We start from the raw sequence: 14,270 nt of genomic DNA on the forward strand, positions 1-14,270 counted from the left end.
ATGGCCCGGCTTGCCTTCGCGCTCCCACACAACCTCGAGAGCGTGCTCGTGGATGACGCGCGAGACCATGGGCACGACGTCGTCGCGCGATGTGCGAGCGCGGGTGAACTTGCCTCCATGCTCGATCCGTCCTCGGCGGAGTTCGTCGTCGTGTCGTCGGCCGAGCGCTACCTCACCGCGCGCCTGCTCACCGAGGCAGACCGCGCCGGTGTGCGCGTTGTCGCGATCAACGACACGGATGCCGGCCGCAGGAATGCCATCACGGTTGGCCTGCACGAGGTCGTCGAAGACGGAGCGACCTGGCCCGTGATCGAAGCGGTGTTGCTTGCGAACCCGCTCAAGGCATCCGCGCCGCTCGCACCTGCTGGCGACCGCGGCAGGGTCATTGCCGTGTGGGGTCCTGCGGGGTCGCCGGGCCGCACGAGTCTCGCGATCAATATCGCCGCAGAGCTCGCCTCGGCCGGTCACACGGTCGCGCTGGCGGATGTCGACACCTACAGCGGTTCGGTTGCGCCCACGCTGGGGCTGCTCGACGAGGCGCCCGGTTTCGCCGCCGCATGCCGGCTCGCGGGCACGGGTTCGCTCACGCAGCTCGAACTTGAGCGCATCGCCCAGCGCTACGTCTCTTCGCACGGCAGCTTCTGGGTGCTGACGGGCATTGGCAGGCCGAGCCGGTGGCCCGAACTCTCGGCTAGCCGCGTCGAGGGCGCCCTCGAGTTGTGCCGCGAATGGGTCGACTACACAGTCGTCGACACGGGCTTCAACCTCGAGAATGACGAGGAGATCAGCAGCGACATGTTCGCGCCACGACGGAATGCCGCGACGATCGAGGCGCTTCGGGCCGCGGACCAGGTGGTCGCCGTCGGCTCGGCAGATCCCGTCGGGCTCTCGCGTTTCCTGCGCGCACACGTCGATCTGCTGGAGACGATCGTCACCGAGCGCGTGGTCGTCGTCATGAACCGATTGCGGGCCGCAGTCGTGGGAGCGTCGCCGGCCCGCCAGGTGGCGCAGTCCCTCGAACGCTTCGGCGGTATCGTCGCCCCCGTCATGATCCCCCATGACCAGGCGGCCTTCGACGCCGCCGTCCTGGAGGGGGCCACGCTCTATGACGTCGCGGTCAAGTCCCCGGCGCGCGCGGCCATCACGACGCTCGTGAACGAGCGCATCCTTCCGCCGGGTGCCGCGAAGCGGGCACGGCGCGGTCGTCCCCGACGAGCGAAAGCACAGCCGACGCCGATCTAGTCGGCCAGTTCACTCCGCCAGGGGGATCGTCTCGACTCCTTCGGCACGCGCGATGACCAGGACATGTGACGCGGTCTCGTCCTGTAGCGCGCGCACGATCGCCGTGACATCCGGTGCTGGTCGCGCATCGTGCGTTGGCCACACGGTCACGCTGGCACCCGCCTGGTCCCGAAGCGTCGCGACGAGGGCATCCGTCACGCCAGATGCGACGAGGGTGACCCGGGTGACGGGATGTCGCGGGTCGGTCGACGGGGTCGCGGGCGTTCGCCGCCACACGAGGTAGTGGTAGATCGCCACGAGCGCCGTCGCCGTGAGGAGGCCGAGGGGTGCGCGGATCGACTCGACGATACTGCCGGACCACGGCACCCCGAGGATCGACTCAAGCACCCCGTAGGCGATCACGAGGAGGGTAACGACGGCAGTGACGGCGCTCGCGCCGAAGATGACGACGAGGTACGCGCGCCGGCCAGCGAAGCTGTTCCACCCCGCTCCCGGTTCGGCAGGAATGGCGTCCTGCGGCCGCCAGAGCACGACCCAGGCGACAGCGCCCACGACAAGGGTCGAGAGACCGCCGACAAGGAGCGAGCGGCTGTCGCCCGCCACGGTGTCGACGGTGCTCGCGAGGAGGGCGTTGACGACGACGCCGAGACCGGATGCCGCGGCGATGAGCGCGACCCCCGATGCGACCAGGCGCACCGACCAGCCGACGCGCTCGGGCTGCTCGCGCACGGGTGCGCGGTGCGCCGCCCACACGAGAGCGCCGATGCTGGCTGCACCGAGCGAGGTGGCGAGTTGGTCGAGCAGGACGCCGACGCTGTCGAGGTGCAGCACGAGTGCCGTCCCGCTGTAGATGGCGCTCGCACACCCGCCGATGGTGACGCCGACGGCGATCAGCCCGGCGATGACGACGAGCACGAAGCGCACAAACGGCGCGCTCGAACGGTCGACGCCCCGCTGGCGCCAGTGCCACCACCACACCGAAGCACCGGCGAGCGCCCACGTGAGTTGTTGCAGAAGCGGGATCCACCAGCGGTCCGCGCCGACAAGGGCTGATTCCGGGGAGGCGAGCGCCGTGGAAAAGAGCACCGAAAGCACGCCGATGCCGCCCGCGATCGCGACACCGATGCCGACGAGCACTCCCAGGGCGGGGGCGACGTCGGCCAGCCGGCGCGGCGCGTGCGAGGGGGTCTGCCACATCCACGCGTGCCAGGCCCAGATGGCGGTCCAGACGAGGCCGAGTGCGAGCGAGGAGGGCGACCAGCGTCCCGCGATGCCGTCAGCCGCGGCGGAGATGAGTGCGAAGATGCCGATGAGGAGTGCGGTCGTGCCGAACGCGGCAAGGTAGACGGGCCACAGCACCGAGCCCCGATCGTTGAAGGTCGCCAGCCATCGGCGTGTCAGCCAGTAGACGATCGCACCGAGCGGCCCGGCGACGACGACGGATGCGACGGACTGCGCGAGACGCGAGCCCGTGTCGTCGATCACCCGTCCGCTTTCGAGTACGAGGTGGAGCAGGCCTGTGATTCCCGATGCCGCGACGCTGACGAGGATCGCAAGGAGCGCCAACATGATCACGCGACGCAGCGTGTGGATGCCTCCCGGTGCGCGCCCTCGCGCCGTTACACTCACCGCACACCCCGCAGGCCGCACGGGTCGAACTGCCACGGCGCACCCGTGACGAGCCACTCGCCATCGGCCCGATCGAGGGTGAACTCGTCGTGGCTCACGTAGCTGTTGCCGAAGACGCCGCCGTCGTAGCCGGTTGAGATGCCGACGCGCACGACCGCGGAGGAACCGCTCACAGTGCTGCCCTCGAGCGTCACCCGCGTCTCGCGCTCGCGCTGGTAGTCGCTGTAGTAGTCGCAGCGTTCGAATGCCGAGTCCGCGACGAGCTCGCGGGCTGATTCGAGGTCCGCATCGATCATGGCGCCCGTGTACTGCTGCACGACGCCTTCTGGCGACGCTGGGTCGAGATCGGCGCGGTGGTCTCGCGTCAGCACGGCAATGAGCGCGACAACGACGAGCACGACGACGATCGCGGCGATGACGATGAGTGCGCGGTCTGGCCTGCGCGAGGTCGGGTCCATGCTGTCATCTTGGCGCAGCGGTGCCGTCGTGTCACTGTCTGGCCCCATGTCGTTCACGTGCCGTCAACGATGCGGATGCTCGCGCTGCATAGCGTCCGATGAACGAGACGAGGAGGCGACCTGTGGCCGTTGTCGCAGTGGTACCGGCGCGCGGTGGTTCCAAGGGGATCCCCGGCAAGAACCTGCGGAAGGTCGGCGGTGTTCCTCTTGTGGCGCGCGCAGTGCTCGCTGCGCTCTCAGCGGAGCGGATCGACCGCGTCATCGTGACGACGGACGACGACGAGATCGACCGCGTGGCATCCGCCGCTGGCGCCGAGGTCATCGACCGGCCAGCCGATCTTGCGGGAGACACCGCGAGCTCCGAGTCGGCGGTGCTCCACGCCATACACGAACTGGGTGAGGTGCCGGAGGTCGTGATCCTGGTGCAGCCGACCTCGCCGTTCATCGACCCCGGTGACCTGGATGCGGCCGTGGCGGAGGTCGCCGGCGGGGTGCGCGACGCCGTGTTCTCGGCGGTCGAGACGCACGAGTTCCTCTGGACACTCGGCCCGGACGGCGCCCGCGGTGTCAATCACGACCCGGCGGTGCGGCTCCCTCGGCAACAGCGGCAACCCCAGTACCGCGAGACGGGTGCCTTCTACGTCATGCGGGGGAGTGGTTTCGTGACCCACCGCCACCGCTTCTTCGGCCGGATCGGCATCGTGCCCGTCGACGAGCGCGGCGCGATCGAGATCGACACGGTGGAGGAACTTGAACTCGCCTGCGCGATCGCGCCCATGTGGGAGCACCACCCCCTCCCGCCCGTTGATGTCGATGCGGTCGTCACCGACTTCGATGGGGTGCACACCGACGACAGCGTGCTCATCTCGGCAGACGGGGTCGAACGGGTATCCGTGACCCGCACCGACGGCATGGGAGTCGACCTGTTGCGCCGTGCTGGCGTGCCCATGCTCATCCTGTCGACCGAGCGAAACCCCGTTGTCTCGGCTCGTGCCCGCAAGCTCGACGTTGACGTCGTTCAGGGTGCGCAGGACAAGGCGGTGGCCCTATGGGAGTGGATCACCGCCAAGGGGCTCGATCCCGACCGCGTCGCCTACCTCGGCAACGACGTCAACGATCTCGGATGCCTCGAATCCGTCGGTTGGCCCATTGCGGTCGCCGATTCCCACCCCGATGTGCTCGCGGCTGCACGACTCGTGCTCACCACCAGGGGCGGCGAGGGCGCCGTGCGCGAACTCGCCGACCTCGTGCTGCTCGCGGCGGAGCGCCGCGCGGCGGCCACCCCGCCGGCCACCCCGCCGGCAGGGATCCGGCATGCAACATCCGATCACCTTCTGGAGGCACTGTGACTGTCAGCATCGCCCACACACCGATCGGTGCACCCGCGCCGGTCTACGTGATCGCCGAGATCGGCCTCAACCACAACGGCGACGTAGAGATCGCGAAGCGGCTCATCGACGTCGCAGCGGATGCGGGAGCGCAGGCCGTCAAGTTTCAGAAGCGCACTCCTGAGATCTCGACACCCGAGCACATGAAGGATGTGGCGCGGGATACGCCGTGGGGCACCATGAGCTACCTCGAGTATCGCCACCGAGTCGAATTCGATCGCGAACAGTACATCGAGATCGGTGACTATGCGACGATGCGGGGACTCCAGTGGTTCGCGTCTCCGTGGGATGTGCCTTCGGTCGCGTTCCTCGAGGACCTCGGTGTCGTTGCGCACAAGGTCGCGTCAGCATCCGTGACCGACCATGAGCTGCTGCAGGCGCTCGCCGCGACGGGCAAGCCGATCATCCTCTCGACTGGCATGTCGACGATCGATGAGATCGACGACGCCGTCTCGCACTTCGACCGCGAGCGGCTCGTGCTGTTGCATGCGACCTCGACCTACCCGATGCCCCCAGAGGAGGCGAACCTGCACGTCATCGCGACGTTGCGCCGCCGGTACCCCGGCGTGCCCGTTGGATACTCGGGCCACGAGCGCGGGCTGCAGATCTCCCTTGCGGCCGTCGCCTTGGGCGCGGCTGTCGTCGAACGACACATCACGCTGGACCGCACGATGTGGGGTTCCGACCACGCCGCCTCCCTCGAGCCGAAAGGCTTCGAACACCTCGTGCGCGACATCCGCATCATCGAGCAGGCCATGGGCGACGGCATCAAGCGCGTCTTCCCGGGTGAACTGGCGCCGCTCGCCAAGTTGCGCCGCGTGATGGGGAGCCCGGATGCGAGGGTCGCCGCCCTCGCGTCGGCTCCCGCGGTGACGGGCTGACTCCTGTGCGGATGCTCGTCATCGGCGACTCCGATTCGTACATCAAGTGGGGAGCTGCCCTCGCGTCACGGCTGCCTCCCCACTGGCGACGCAGCCTCATCGTGTTGCGCTCGCCCGTGCAGCCGAGTGCCCGACAGCTTGAGGCAGCGCTGGCCGACACCGACTTCGCGCCTGACGACGTCACGGTCGCCGAGCTCGACGAGCTGCCAAGCCTGATCGACACGCACGGGCCAGATGCGGTGCTCGCGGCCGTGCGCGGCCCCGTCGTGCGGGTCGTTGCGCGGGCGGCACGCAGGGCGCAGTGGCGTCCCGTGTTCGTGACTGGACTTCCCGGCATCACCATCCCTGCCGTGCGCAAGGCCATCGTCTATCGGGCGCACGCCGACCTCATCGTGTTGCACAGTCGGCGCGAGGTGCGCGACTTCACCGCACTCACCTGCGACATGGGGCACGAGCAACGCTTCGCCCTCGCCACCCTGCCGTTCGTGCCCGATGACCCGACGCCCGGTGACCCCGACGGCGACATCATCTTCGCGGCCCAGGCGATCGTGCCGCGCGAACGGGAAGAGCGGATGCTGCTGCTCGGGTGGCTCGCCGAGTGCGCTCGTCGACACCCCGGGCGCCGCGTCGTCATCAAGGTGCGCGCGGCACAGGGGGAGCCGCAGACCCATGCGGAGCTGCACGACTTCGCGTCGCTGATGCCCGAACTCGACCCGCCTGCCCCCGCCAACCTCGTGGTCGAGGACGGACCGATGTCGTCACACCTTGCACGGGCGAGCGCCCTCGTCACGGTGAGCTCCACAGCGGCGGTCGAGGCGGTCGCAGCGGGAATCCCTGCACTCCTCATCGACGACTTCGGGGTCTCGCCCGCGCTCATCAACACCGTCTTTGAGGGCAGCGGCCTCTTCGGTAGCAGCGACGACCTCATCGCGGGTCGCTTTGCTCTCGCCGACCCCGCGTGGGTGCACGACAACTACCTGCACGGCCGCGAGCACAACGACTGGGTCGAACAGCTCGAGGGCCTCGTTGACCTGCGTGACCGAGGGCAACTGCCTCTGCGCATCCCGAGTGACAGGGTCGTCGGCGGTTCCCTCCGTCTCGCCTGGGACCGCCGCCGGGCCCTCGGGGAATATGACCGCTCACTGTCGGGGGCCGTCGCGGCTGCCGTCGGCACTCCCGCGCGCTGGGCGGTGCGACGCGGGCGCAGGCTCGCGCGCCGACTACCCTAGAGGGGTGTCGACGCTCTCCGATCTCGTCAGTGCCCAGGGACGCTTCAGCGAAGCGGACATCGAGTGGCTCCATCTGCTGATCGGCGACTGGCAGCTGCTCGCAGATCTCGCCTTCGCCGACATCGTGTTGTGGGTGCCCTCGGCCGACGGCAGTTTCATCGCTGTCTCGCACGCGCGCCCGTCGAGCTCGGCGACCCTCTTCTACCGCGACTTCGTGGGCCAGCCGATCAAGCCTGAGTGGAAGAAGCAGGTGACGGATGCCTTCGAGAGCGGGCAGATCGTCGACTCCTCCGCCCCGGACTGGTTTGAGGAGACCCCGACTCGGGTGCGCGCCGTGCCCGTGTTCCGAAGGCTCGCTGCCAACGCGCCTGAGACCACCGAGCATCCGATCGCCGTGATCACCAAGCACACGAACCTCAGCGAGGCGCGCACGCCGAGCCGACAGGAACTTACCTTCAACGAGTGTGCGAACGAACTGTTCCGGATGATCGCGAGCGGCGACTTTCCGGACCTCGCGGCACCCGCGGGTCCGCGGCGCGGCGCCCCACGAGCATCCGATGGTCTCGTTCGTCTCGACGTCGATGGCACCGTGACCTTCGCGAGCCCCAATGGCCTCTCGGCCTTCAACCGCATGGGCTTCTCGGGCGAGCTCGAGGGGGAGTCGCTGGCCGAGGTCACGACGCAGCTGCTCGCGGGCAAGCTCATCGTCGACGAGTCGCTGCCGCTGGTGGTGACGGGGCGCGCCCCGTGGCGCACCGACATTGAGGCGCGCGGCGTGACAGTCACCCTCCGCGCCATCCCCATCAGGGAGCGGGGGGAGCGGGTCGGGGCGATCGTGCTCTGCCGTGACGTGACCGAGCTGCGACACCAGGAGCGCGAGCTGATCACGAAGGATGCCACGATCCGCGAGATCCACCACCGGGTCAAGAACAACCTGCAGACCGTGGCATCCCTGCTGCGCATCCAGGCGCGCCGCTCGCACAGCGAGGAGGCACGCGAATCCCTCAGTCAGGCAATGCGCCGTGTCGAGGCGATCGCCGTCGTGCACGACACCCTCAGCGAGGGCCTCACGCAGAGCGTCAACTTCGACACCGTCTTCGACCGCGTGCTGCGGCTCATTGCCGAGGTCGCCTCGAATCACGGCACGAAGGCCACCGCGAAGTTCACGGGAAGCTTCGGCGAGCTGCCCAGCGCCTACGCGACGCCGCTCGCCCTCGCGCTCACCGAGCTCGTCACGAATGCCGTTGAGCACGGCCTCGCCGATCGGGAGGGCCAGGTCGAGATCGAGGTCGAACGCACGACGGATGCGCTGAGAGTGCAGGTGCGCGACAACGGCAGCGGACTCCCCGAGGGGCGAGTGGGGGCGGGCCTCGGCACGCAGATTGTGCGCACCCTCATCCAGGGGGAGCTGAGCGGCACGATCGACTGGCACACACTCATGGGCAGCGGCACCGAGGTGACGATCGAGATCCCGCTCGGCTGGATCAACCGGGACTGAGCCGCGCTCGCAGCAACGAGAAAGCACCGGCGCCCTTGCGGGGCCGGTGCTTTCGACGTGTTCGGCTAGGAGGCGCGGCGGGCGCGAGCGGCGCGGCGCTTGAGGGCGCGACGCTCGTCTTCGCTCAGGCCTCCCCAGACGCCCGAGTCCTGGTTGGTCTCGAGGGCGTACTGAAGGCACATCTCGGTGACGCTGCAGCGAGCGCACACCGCCTTTGCCTTCTCGATCTGGTCAACCGCGGGGCCTGTATTGCCGACGGGGAAGAAGAGTTCCGGGTCAGCCGTGAGACATGCGGCGTTATCGCGCCAATCCATTGAGTAGTGCTCCTTAGGTGAGCGCGACCCATTCACAAGGTCGCGCAGGGATACAGAAAAACCTCGGTGAAAGGATTCGTTGGGTTTCTCGGCAACTGCTCACGGCTTTGTGAGGGCTGAATTTGCCTCCAATAGACTCTCATACCGCGTGTCGAAGATCAACGATTTTTTCCCTAAGGAAACACTGTGAACACGGAGCGAAATATGGATGTGCTAGGCGATGAACGCCAGATGAACGCTCCGCGACGCAGCCCGGCCCTCCTGCTCCTGGCCTTCATCCTGTCCCTCGAGTTCTTGCTCCTCGCGGCCGCCTCGGTCTTCCTCATGATCGAACTGATCGTCGAGGTGCCCGTCTCATACCCCTCCGCGATCGCGCTCCTCGTGCTCGCGCTCGTCGCGACCGCGTGGCTCGCCGCCCTGACCGTGAACCTGCTGCGCGGCGCACCGTGGTCCCGCGCAGGCATTGTTGTCTGGCAGTTGATGCAGATCGCCGTCGCCGTCGGTCTCTTCCAGGGAGAGACGGCGCGGCCCGACCTCGGCTGGGCACTCCTCGTGCCCTCGCTCATCGCAATCCTGCTGACGTTCACCAAATCGGTGATCGAGGCGACGGCGCGCAGGGACTGAGCCCCGCGGCATCCGTCGACTCTTCGCTCCTAGACGCCGAGGAGCTTGCGCACGCGCTGCACGTGCCCCGTCGCCTTGACGTTGCGCAGGGCGTGCTCGATCTCCCCGACCTCGCCGATCACGAAGGTCGAGCGGATCGTGCCCTGGATGGTCTTGCCGTAGTTCTGCTTGTCGCCCCAGGCGCCATAGGCCTTGTGCACCTCGAGCTCTGGGTCACTCAGCAGTGGGAAGGTGAGCCCTTCCGCATCCTTGAACTTGCGCAGCTTCTCCGGCTGGTCCTTCGAGACGCCGAGCACGACATACCCGCCGGATGCCAGCGGCTCGAGGCTGTCGCGGAAGTCGCACGCCTGCGTGGTGCAGCCGGGGGTGCTCGCCGCGGGGTAGAAGTACAGGATGACCTTGCGGCCGGCGAAGTCGGAGAGCGAAACCTGGGTGCCGTCCTGGTCGGGGAGGGTGAACGCGGGGGCGGTGTCGCCGACGGCGAGCAGGGTCTCAGGCATGGTTCTCCTAGGAAGATCAACGGGGTTGAGGGCCGGTTTCAGATGCGCCCCAAACCCATGCTAATCTTGTTCCTCGGCGCCGAAGTCAGCTTCGACACCGAGCACCTCTAGCTCAATTGGCAGAGCAACTGACTCTTAATCAGTGGGTTCCGGGTTCAAGTCCCGGGGGGTGTACCAAGAAAAGCCCCGCACTCTCAGAGTGCGGGGCTTCTTCGTTTGAGTGGGCGTCAGATCGTCGTCTGTTCTCCAAGCGCGTGCCACGTGCGGTTGTGGTAGACGAGGGGCGCCGACGGCTCCTCGGCCGCGTAGGACTGCAGCGCGTGCACCGCGATGACGGTCGAGTTGCCGGCCTCCATGCGCTCGACCACGCGGCCGCGGATCCAGCTGTCGGTGCCCACGTAGTAGGGCTCGCCCGTGATGAGGCGACTCCAGCGGCTCGGGTCGGCGAAGCGGTCGATTCCGCTCGTGGAGCAAAGCGTTGCGAGGCCAAGCTGCTCGGCACCGAGGAGGTGCACGACGAGCGTTTCGGCCTTGAGGATCGTGGGCGTTGCCGACGAGAGCGATGACACCGAGAAGACGAGGAGGGGCGGCTCGACGCTGACGGAGAAGACGGATGTCGCGGTCAGCCCGACCGGCCCGTCACCGGCATCCGCCGTGATGACGGCAACGCCCGCGGGGTGGTTGCGGAAGACGGCCTTGAACTCCTCAGCGCTGAGGCCGTCGGCGGCAGAATTCTCGTGCCGTGCGTCGCTGATGCGTGCGACAGCGTGCTGCGAGGGCGTCGCGTGGGTTCTGGTCGCGTGGTGCGTCATGAAGCGTTCTCCAGTCGAGGTGTCTGCCCCCAGTCTGTCGCGGGCACCTGGATGTGATGAACGGTGTTGCGCTGTGTGACATTCCCGCGCTGGCGTCAGAGGAGGCCCTCGCGCCCGCCTGACACCCAGGACGGAGTGGCCGTGCGCGCTCCAGCGACCCGGGCAGCGATGCCATCGAGGACTGCCAGGTCGTCGGCGCTGAGTTCGAGGCTTCCTGCGCCGAGGTTGCTGCGCAGGTGTTCGATGCTCCGTGTGCCCGGAATGACCGAGACGGATGCCCCGAACTCCCGTGCCTTCGCGAGCAGCCAGGCGATCGCGACCTGCTCCGTCGCGGCACCGAGTCGCCGTGCGACAGCCCGCACCTCCTCGGCGAGCGCCCGGTTGTGCGGCAGGTTCTCGGGACGGAACCGCGGGAACGCCTTGCGCATGTCGTGCGCCGCGACATCCGCATCGAAGGCGTCGGTGAGGAGGCCGCGCGAGACGGGGGAGTAGGGCACGACCGTGATGCCAAGTTCGGCGGCGGTCGGCACGACGTGCACCTCGACGTCGCGGCTGAGGATGCTCCACTCGGACTGCACGGCGGCGATGGGGTGCACCGCGTGCGCTCGCCGCAATTCATCCCCCGTGGCCTCCGACAGGCCGATGTGATGAATCTTGCCAGCGGCCACCAGCTCCGCGAAGGCGCCGACGGTCTCCTCAACCGGCACCCCCGGATCGATGCGGTGCTGGTAGTAGAGGTCGAGGTGGTCGACGCCGAGGCGGCTCAGCGATTCGTCGATGTTGGCTCGGATCGTCTCGGGGCGCCCGCTGATGCTGCGCGTGCCGACGCCCGCCCCCATTGAGAGCCCGGTCTTCGATGCGAGGAAGACCGCATCGCGCGGGCGTCCGTGCAGGAATCGCCCGATGATCTCCTCGCTGGAGCCATCGCCGTAGATGTTGGCCGTGTCGAGGTGGCGCACACCGGCATCCACGACCGCGGCGAGCAGGCGCTGGGCGGATGCCTCGTCGATCGGGCCGTAGGAACCCCCGAGCGACATCGCACCATAGCCGACGGGGTTCAGGTGGAGCGCCGGGCTCACCGCTCGAGCTCGTGGGTCTCCGTGTTCTTGATCACCGTGCCAACGGCGATCCCGACGGCGCACGCCCAACTGACCCACATGAGGATGAGGCGCCAGTCGCGCGGTCCATTGAGGGTCGTGCGCACCGCGCCCATTCCGCCGAAGACGGCGGAGAGCACGCTGCCGCTGAAGATGAATTTGCGCATTGAGACTCCCGTTCTCGTCGCTGCCCACGCTACCCCGGCGTGGGGGAGACGCCCAGTCCTCTGCCCCGCGCTTGGGGGTAATCTGGCCTCTGGGATCCCCTTCCCACCATCCCGGCTCCCGTTTCGAGGGGCCAGCTACAGACACGGAGCACGCCTTCATGACTGCCCCAGATGCCGCCGAGACCGAACTGCATTCCTTCGTCGTCGTTTCGAACCGTCTCCCCGTCGACCGGGTCGTCGAGCCCGACGGCTCCGCCTACTGGAGCCATTCTCCCGGCGGCCTCGTGACGGCGCTCGAGCCCGTCATGCGCCGCAACGACGGGGCCTGGGTCGGGTGGGCCGGCCTGCCGGACCTCGACATCGAGCCCTTCGACAGTGACGGCATCCACATCGTGCCGGTGCCGCTCTCTGTCGAGGAGGTGAGGGACTACTACGAGGGCTTCTCGAACGACACGCTGTGGCCGCTCTACCATGACGTGATCTCGCATCCGCAGTACCACCGGGAGTGGTGGGACGCCTACGTGCGGGTCAACCAGCGGTTCGCGGATGCCGCTGCCGCCGCGAGCGCGCAGGACGCGGTGGTGTGGGTGCAGGACTACCAGTTGCAGCTCGTGCCGAAGATGCTTCGCGAGACGAGGCCCGACCTGACGATCGGATTCTTCAACCACATCCCGTTCCCGCCCTACGGCATCTACTCGCAGCTCCCGTGGCGCACGCAGATCATCGAAGGCCTCCTGGGTGCCGACGTCATCGGGTTCCAGAGGCTCGCCGACGCCAACAACTTCTCTCGCGCGGTGCGCCGGCTGAAGGGTTTCCCGACCCGCGGCACGACGATCGATGTGCCGCTCATCGACGAGTCGCAGGGGGTGCGCGCGCACGGCCCGATCAAGGGCGGTAAGCCGTTCCGCACGGTCATCGCGCGGCAGTTCCCGATCTCGATCGACGCGAGTGACTTCGAGGAGCTGGCTCGCAGGCCAGAGATTCAGGAGCGTGCGCGAGAGATCCGTGAGGAACTCGGCAATCCGAAGACGGTCATCCTCGGCGTCGACCGCCTCGACTACACGAAGGGCATCGGCCACCGACTCAAGGCATTCGGCGAGCTCGTGGCGGAGGGCAAGGTGCCCGTCGAGGAGGTGACGCTCGTGCAGGTCGCGAGCCCGAGCCGCGAGCGGGTCGATGCCTACCGGCAGCTTCGCGACGAGATCGAACTCATGGTGGGTCGCATCAACGGCGACCATGGCACGATCGGCCACGCGCCCATCAGCTACCACCACACGAGTTACCCGCGCGAGGAGATGATCGCGCTCTACCTTGCGGCCGACGTCATGCTCGTGACGGCCCTGCGCGATGGCATGAACCTCGTTGCGAAGGAGTATGCGGCGACCCGCTTCGACGAAGACGGGGTGCTCGTGCTGAGCGAGTTCGCTGGCGCCTCGGATGAGCTCAAGCGCGCGCTGCTCATCAATCCGCACGATATCGACGGCCTGAAGGACTCGATCATGCGAGCGGTGCAGATGCCCCGCTCGGAACGCCGCACGCGCATGCGTGCCATGCGCAGGCGCGTGTTCGACAACGACGTGGCGAAATGGTCGTCGGCATTCCTCGAGGTGCTCACGGCGAACGGACGCAAGGCCTCCTCGTGACGCAGGACATCGCGCCGGAACTGGATGCCGCGCTGCACGAGATCGCCGCGACCCCGCGGCTGCTGGTCGCCCTCGACTTCGATGGCACGCTGGCCCCGCTTGTCGACCGGCCGGAGGATGCCAGGGCGCTCCCCGAAGCGGCACGTGCCGTCGCCCAGCTCGTCGAGCTGCCCGACACGCGCGTCGCCTACATCTCGGGTCGCGCGCTTGAGAGCCTGATCGAGGTCGCGTCCCCGCCCGAGGCGGCGCTGCTGAGCGGCTCGCACGGGGTCGAGACTCGTCTCGATGCGGCGCCCGGCGTCGAGCTGACGGAGGAGGAGCGCGCGGCGGTCATCGAATTGCGGCGACTGCTCGAGGGCGTCTCGGAGCAGCATCCGGGCACCTGGGTCGAGGTGAAACCGGCTGGGTTCGCGCTACACAGCCGGGCTGCGTCGGCGGATGTCGCGGCGTCCGCCCAGGCGCAGGCACACGAGCTCGTCGTGGCCGAGTTGCCGGCCATCACGGAACGACACGGCAACAACGTGCTCGAGTTCTCGGTGCGCTCCACCACGAAGGGCGATGCCGTGCGCATGTTGCGCGAGTTCAGCCACGCCACGGCGGTGGTCTTCGTGGGCGACGATGTCACCGACGAAGACGGCTTCCGGGCCCTCGGCGAGGCAGACCTCTCCCTCAAATGCGGAGACGGTGAGACCTCCGCCCGTCACAGGGTGCCGGCGCCGCAGGATGTCGCCCGCGTGCTGCAGCGACTCGCGCAGATTCGCTCCGCAAAATATGCCTGAATCGGAATT

At 68.0% G+C, this 14,270-nt stretch carries 15 protein-coding genes and 1 tRNA gene; 9 read left to right on the forward strand and 7 right to left on the reverse strand.

What is annotated here, in order from left to right; all coding sequences use genetic code 11:
* On the forward strand, positions 1-1,242 hold the full coding sequence (locus ACIQK7_RS09200; protein WP_403023635.1) for a CpaE family protein: 1,242 nt from the start codon (positions 1-3) through the stop codon (positions 1,240-1,242).
* A gap of 9 nt (positions 1,243-1,251) precedes the next feature.
* Here ACIQK7_RS09200 and ACIQK7_RS09205 read toward each other — a convergent pair whose 3' ends face one another.
* Both ACIQK7_RS09205 and ACIQK7_RS09210 read right to left on the reverse strand, forming a co-directional pair.
* Positions 1,252-2,811, reverse strand: a complete 1,560-nt coding sequence (locus tag ACIQK7_RS09205; protein ID WP_403024041.1) for a DUF5671 domain-containing protein — start codon at positions 2,809-2,811, stop codon at positions 1,252-1,254.
* Positions 2,812-2,867: 56 nt separating this feature from the next.
* Positions 2,868-3,386: a hypothetical protein gene (locus tag ACIQK7_RS09210; protein ID WP_403023638.1), complete on the reverse strand. Its 519-nt coding sequence runs from the start codon at positions 3,384-3,386 to the stop codon at positions 2,868-2,870.
* Between the two features lie 65 nt (positions 3,387-3,451).
* Between ACIQK7_RS09210 and ACIQK7_RS09215 the strand changes: the two genes are divergently transcribed.
* The 4 genes from ACIQK7_RS09215 to ACIQK7_RS09230 are packed head-to-tail and all read left to right on the forward strand — an operon-like array spanning position 3,452 to position 8,325.
* Positions 3,452-4,678: a cytidylyltransferase domain-containing protein gene (locus tag ACIQK7_RS09215; RefSeq protein ID WP_403023641.1), complete on the forward strand. Its 1,227-nt coding sequence runs from the start codon at positions 3,452-3,454 to the stop codon at positions 4,676-4,678.
* Positions 4,675-5,598, forward strand: coding sequence for an N-acetylneuraminate synthase family protein (locus ACIQK7_RS09220; protein ID WP_403023642.1), 924 nt, complete (start codon positions 4,675-4,677; stop codon positions 5,596-5,598). Before ACIQK7_RS09215 ends, ACIQK7_RS09220 begins: the two co-directional genes overlap by 4 nt.
* Before the next feature lie 11 nt (positions 5,599-5,609).
* Positions 5,610-6,827 (forward strand): DUF6716 putative glycosyltransferase, encoded by a 1,218-nt coding sequence (locus tag ACIQK7_RS09225; protein ID WP_403023645.1) that lies wholly within the window; start codon positions 5,610-5,612, stop codon positions 6,825-6,827.
* Between the two features lie 4 nt (positions 6,828-6,831).
* Positions 6,832-8,325, forward strand: a complete 1,494-nt coding sequence (locus ACIQK7_RS09230; RefSeq protein ID WP_403023648.1) for a sensor histidine kinase — start codon at positions 6,832-6,834, stop codon at positions 8,323-8,325.
* 65 nt (positions 8,326-8,390) lie between these two features.
* On the opposite strand, the gene ACIQK7_RS09235 is transcribed toward ACIQK7_RS09230, so the two are convergent.
* Entirely contained in the window at positions 8,391-8,639 is a 249-nt protein-coding gene (locus ACIQK7_RS09235) for a WhiB family transcriptional regulator (RefSeq protein WP_147720661.1), read from the reverse strand.
* Positions 8,640-8,870: 231 nt separating this feature from the next.
* Between ACIQK7_RS09235 and ACIQK7_RS09240 the strand changes: the two genes are divergently transcribed.
* Positions 8,871-9,263, forward strand: coding sequence for a hypothetical protein (locus ACIQK7_RS09240; protein ID WP_403023652.1), 393 nt, complete (start codon positions 8,871-8,873; stop codon positions 9,261-9,263).
* A 29-nt stretch (positions 9,264-9,292) separates the two neighbouring features.
* Here the strand turns inward: ACIQK7_RS09240 and bcp are convergent, their stop codons facing one another.
* A complete protein-coding gene (gene bcp / locus ACIQK7_RS09245) occupies positions 9,293-9,763 on the reverse strand; it encodes a thioredoxin-dependent thiol peroxidase (protein ID WP_403023655.1) in 471 nt (156 codons plus the stop codon).
* Positions 9,764-9,864: 101 nt separating this feature from the next.
* Here bcp and ACIQK7_RS09250 point away from each other — a divergent pair.
* A tRNA-Lys gene (locus ACIQK7_RS09250) sits at positions 9,865-9,940 on the forward strand.
* Between the two features lie 50 nt (positions 9,941-9,990).
* Here the strand turns inward: ACIQK7_RS09250 and ACIQK7_RS09255 are convergent.
* The 3 genes from ACIQK7_RS09255 to ACIQK7_RS09265 all read right to left on the reverse strand — a co-directional run bounded on the left by ACIQK7_RS09255 (position 9,991) and on the right by ACIQK7_RS09265 (position 11,839).
* A complete protein-coding gene (locus tag ACIQK7_RS09255) occupies positions 9,991-10,575 on the reverse strand; it encodes a flavin reductase family protein (protein WP_403023658.1) in 585 nt (194 codons plus the stop codon).
* Positions 10,576-10,670: 95 nt separating this feature from the next.
* Entirely contained in the window at positions 10,671-11,654 is a 984-nt protein-coding gene (locus tag ACIQK7_RS09260; protein ID WP_403023661.1) for an aldo/keto reductase, read from the reverse strand.
* Positions 11,651-11,839, reverse strand: coding sequence for a hypothetical protein (locus ACIQK7_RS09265; protein ID WP_403023664.1), 189 nt, complete (start codon positions 11,837-11,839; stop codon positions 11,651-11,653). The genes ACIQK7_RS09260 and ACIQK7_RS09265 overlap by 4 nt, the downstream gene beginning before the upstream one ends.
* Positions 11,840-11,997: 158 nt before the next feature.
* On the opposite strand from ACIQK7_RS09265, the gene ACIQK7_RS09270 reads away from it, so the two are divergent.
* Together ACIQK7_RS09270 and otsB are read left to right on the forward strand one after the other, a co-directional pair.
* A complete protein-coding gene (locus ACIQK7_RS09270) occupies positions 11,998-13,482 on the forward strand; it encodes a trehalose-6-phosphate synthase (protein WP_403023667.1) in 1,485 nt (494 codons plus the stop codon).
* A complete protein-coding gene (otsB, locus tag ACIQK7_RS09275; protein WP_403023670.1) occupies positions 13,479-14,261 on the forward strand; it encodes a trehalose-phosphatase in 783 nt (260 codons plus the stop codon). Before ACIQK7_RS09270 ends, otsB begins: the two co-directional genes overlap by 4 nt.
* Positions 14,262-14,270: the final 9 nt, after the last annotated feature.

The sequence above is a fragment of the Salinibacterium sp. GXW1014 genome (genome assembly GCF_044769865.1).
Lineage (GTDB): Bacteria > Actinomycetota > Actinomycetes > Actinomycetales > Microbacteriaceae > Homoserinimonas.

What these genes read in the sequence shown, in the direction of transcription:
- bcp (WP_403023655.1), bottom strand. Translation starts at nt 9,763, where the DNA reads ATGCCTGAGACCCTGCTCGCCGTCGGCGACACCGCCCCCGCGTTCACC.
- ACIQK7_RS09270 (WP_403023667.1), top strand. Translation starts at nt 11,998, where the DNA reads ATGACTGCCCCAGATGCCGCCGAGACCGAACTGCATTCCTTCGTCGTC.
- ACIQK7_RS09235 (WP_147720661.1), bottom strand. Translation starts at nt 8,639, where the DNA reads ATGGATTGGCGCGATAACGCCGCATGTCTCACGGCTGACCCGGAACTC.
- ACIQK7_RS09200 (WP_403023635.1), top strand. Translation starts at nt 1, where the DNA reads ATGGCCCGGCTTGCCTTCGCGCTCCCACACAACCTCGAGAGCGTGCTC.
- ACIQK7_RS09225 (WP_403023645.1), top strand. Translation starts at nt 5,610, where the DNA reads ATGCTCGTCATCGGCGACTCCGATTCGTACATCAAGTGGGGAGCTGCC.
- ACIQK7_RS09240 (WP_403023652.1), top strand. Translation starts at nt 8,871, where the DNA reads ATGAACGCTCCGCGACGCAGCCCGGCCCTCCTGCTCCTGGCCTTCATC.
- ACIQK7_RS09205 (WP_403024041.1), bottom strand. Translation starts at nt 2,811, where the DNA reads ATGTTGGCGCTCCTTGCGATCCTCGTCAGCGTCGCGGCATCGGGAATC.
- ACIQK7_RS09265 (WP_403023664.1), bottom strand. Translation starts at nt 11,839, where the DNA reads ATGCGCAAATTCATCTTCAGCGGCAGCGTGCTCTCCGCCGTCTTCGGC.
- ACIQK7_RS09255 (WP_403023658.1), bottom strand. Translation starts at nt 10,575, where the DNA reads ATGACGCACCACGCGACCAGAACCCACGCGACGCCCTCGCAGCACGCT.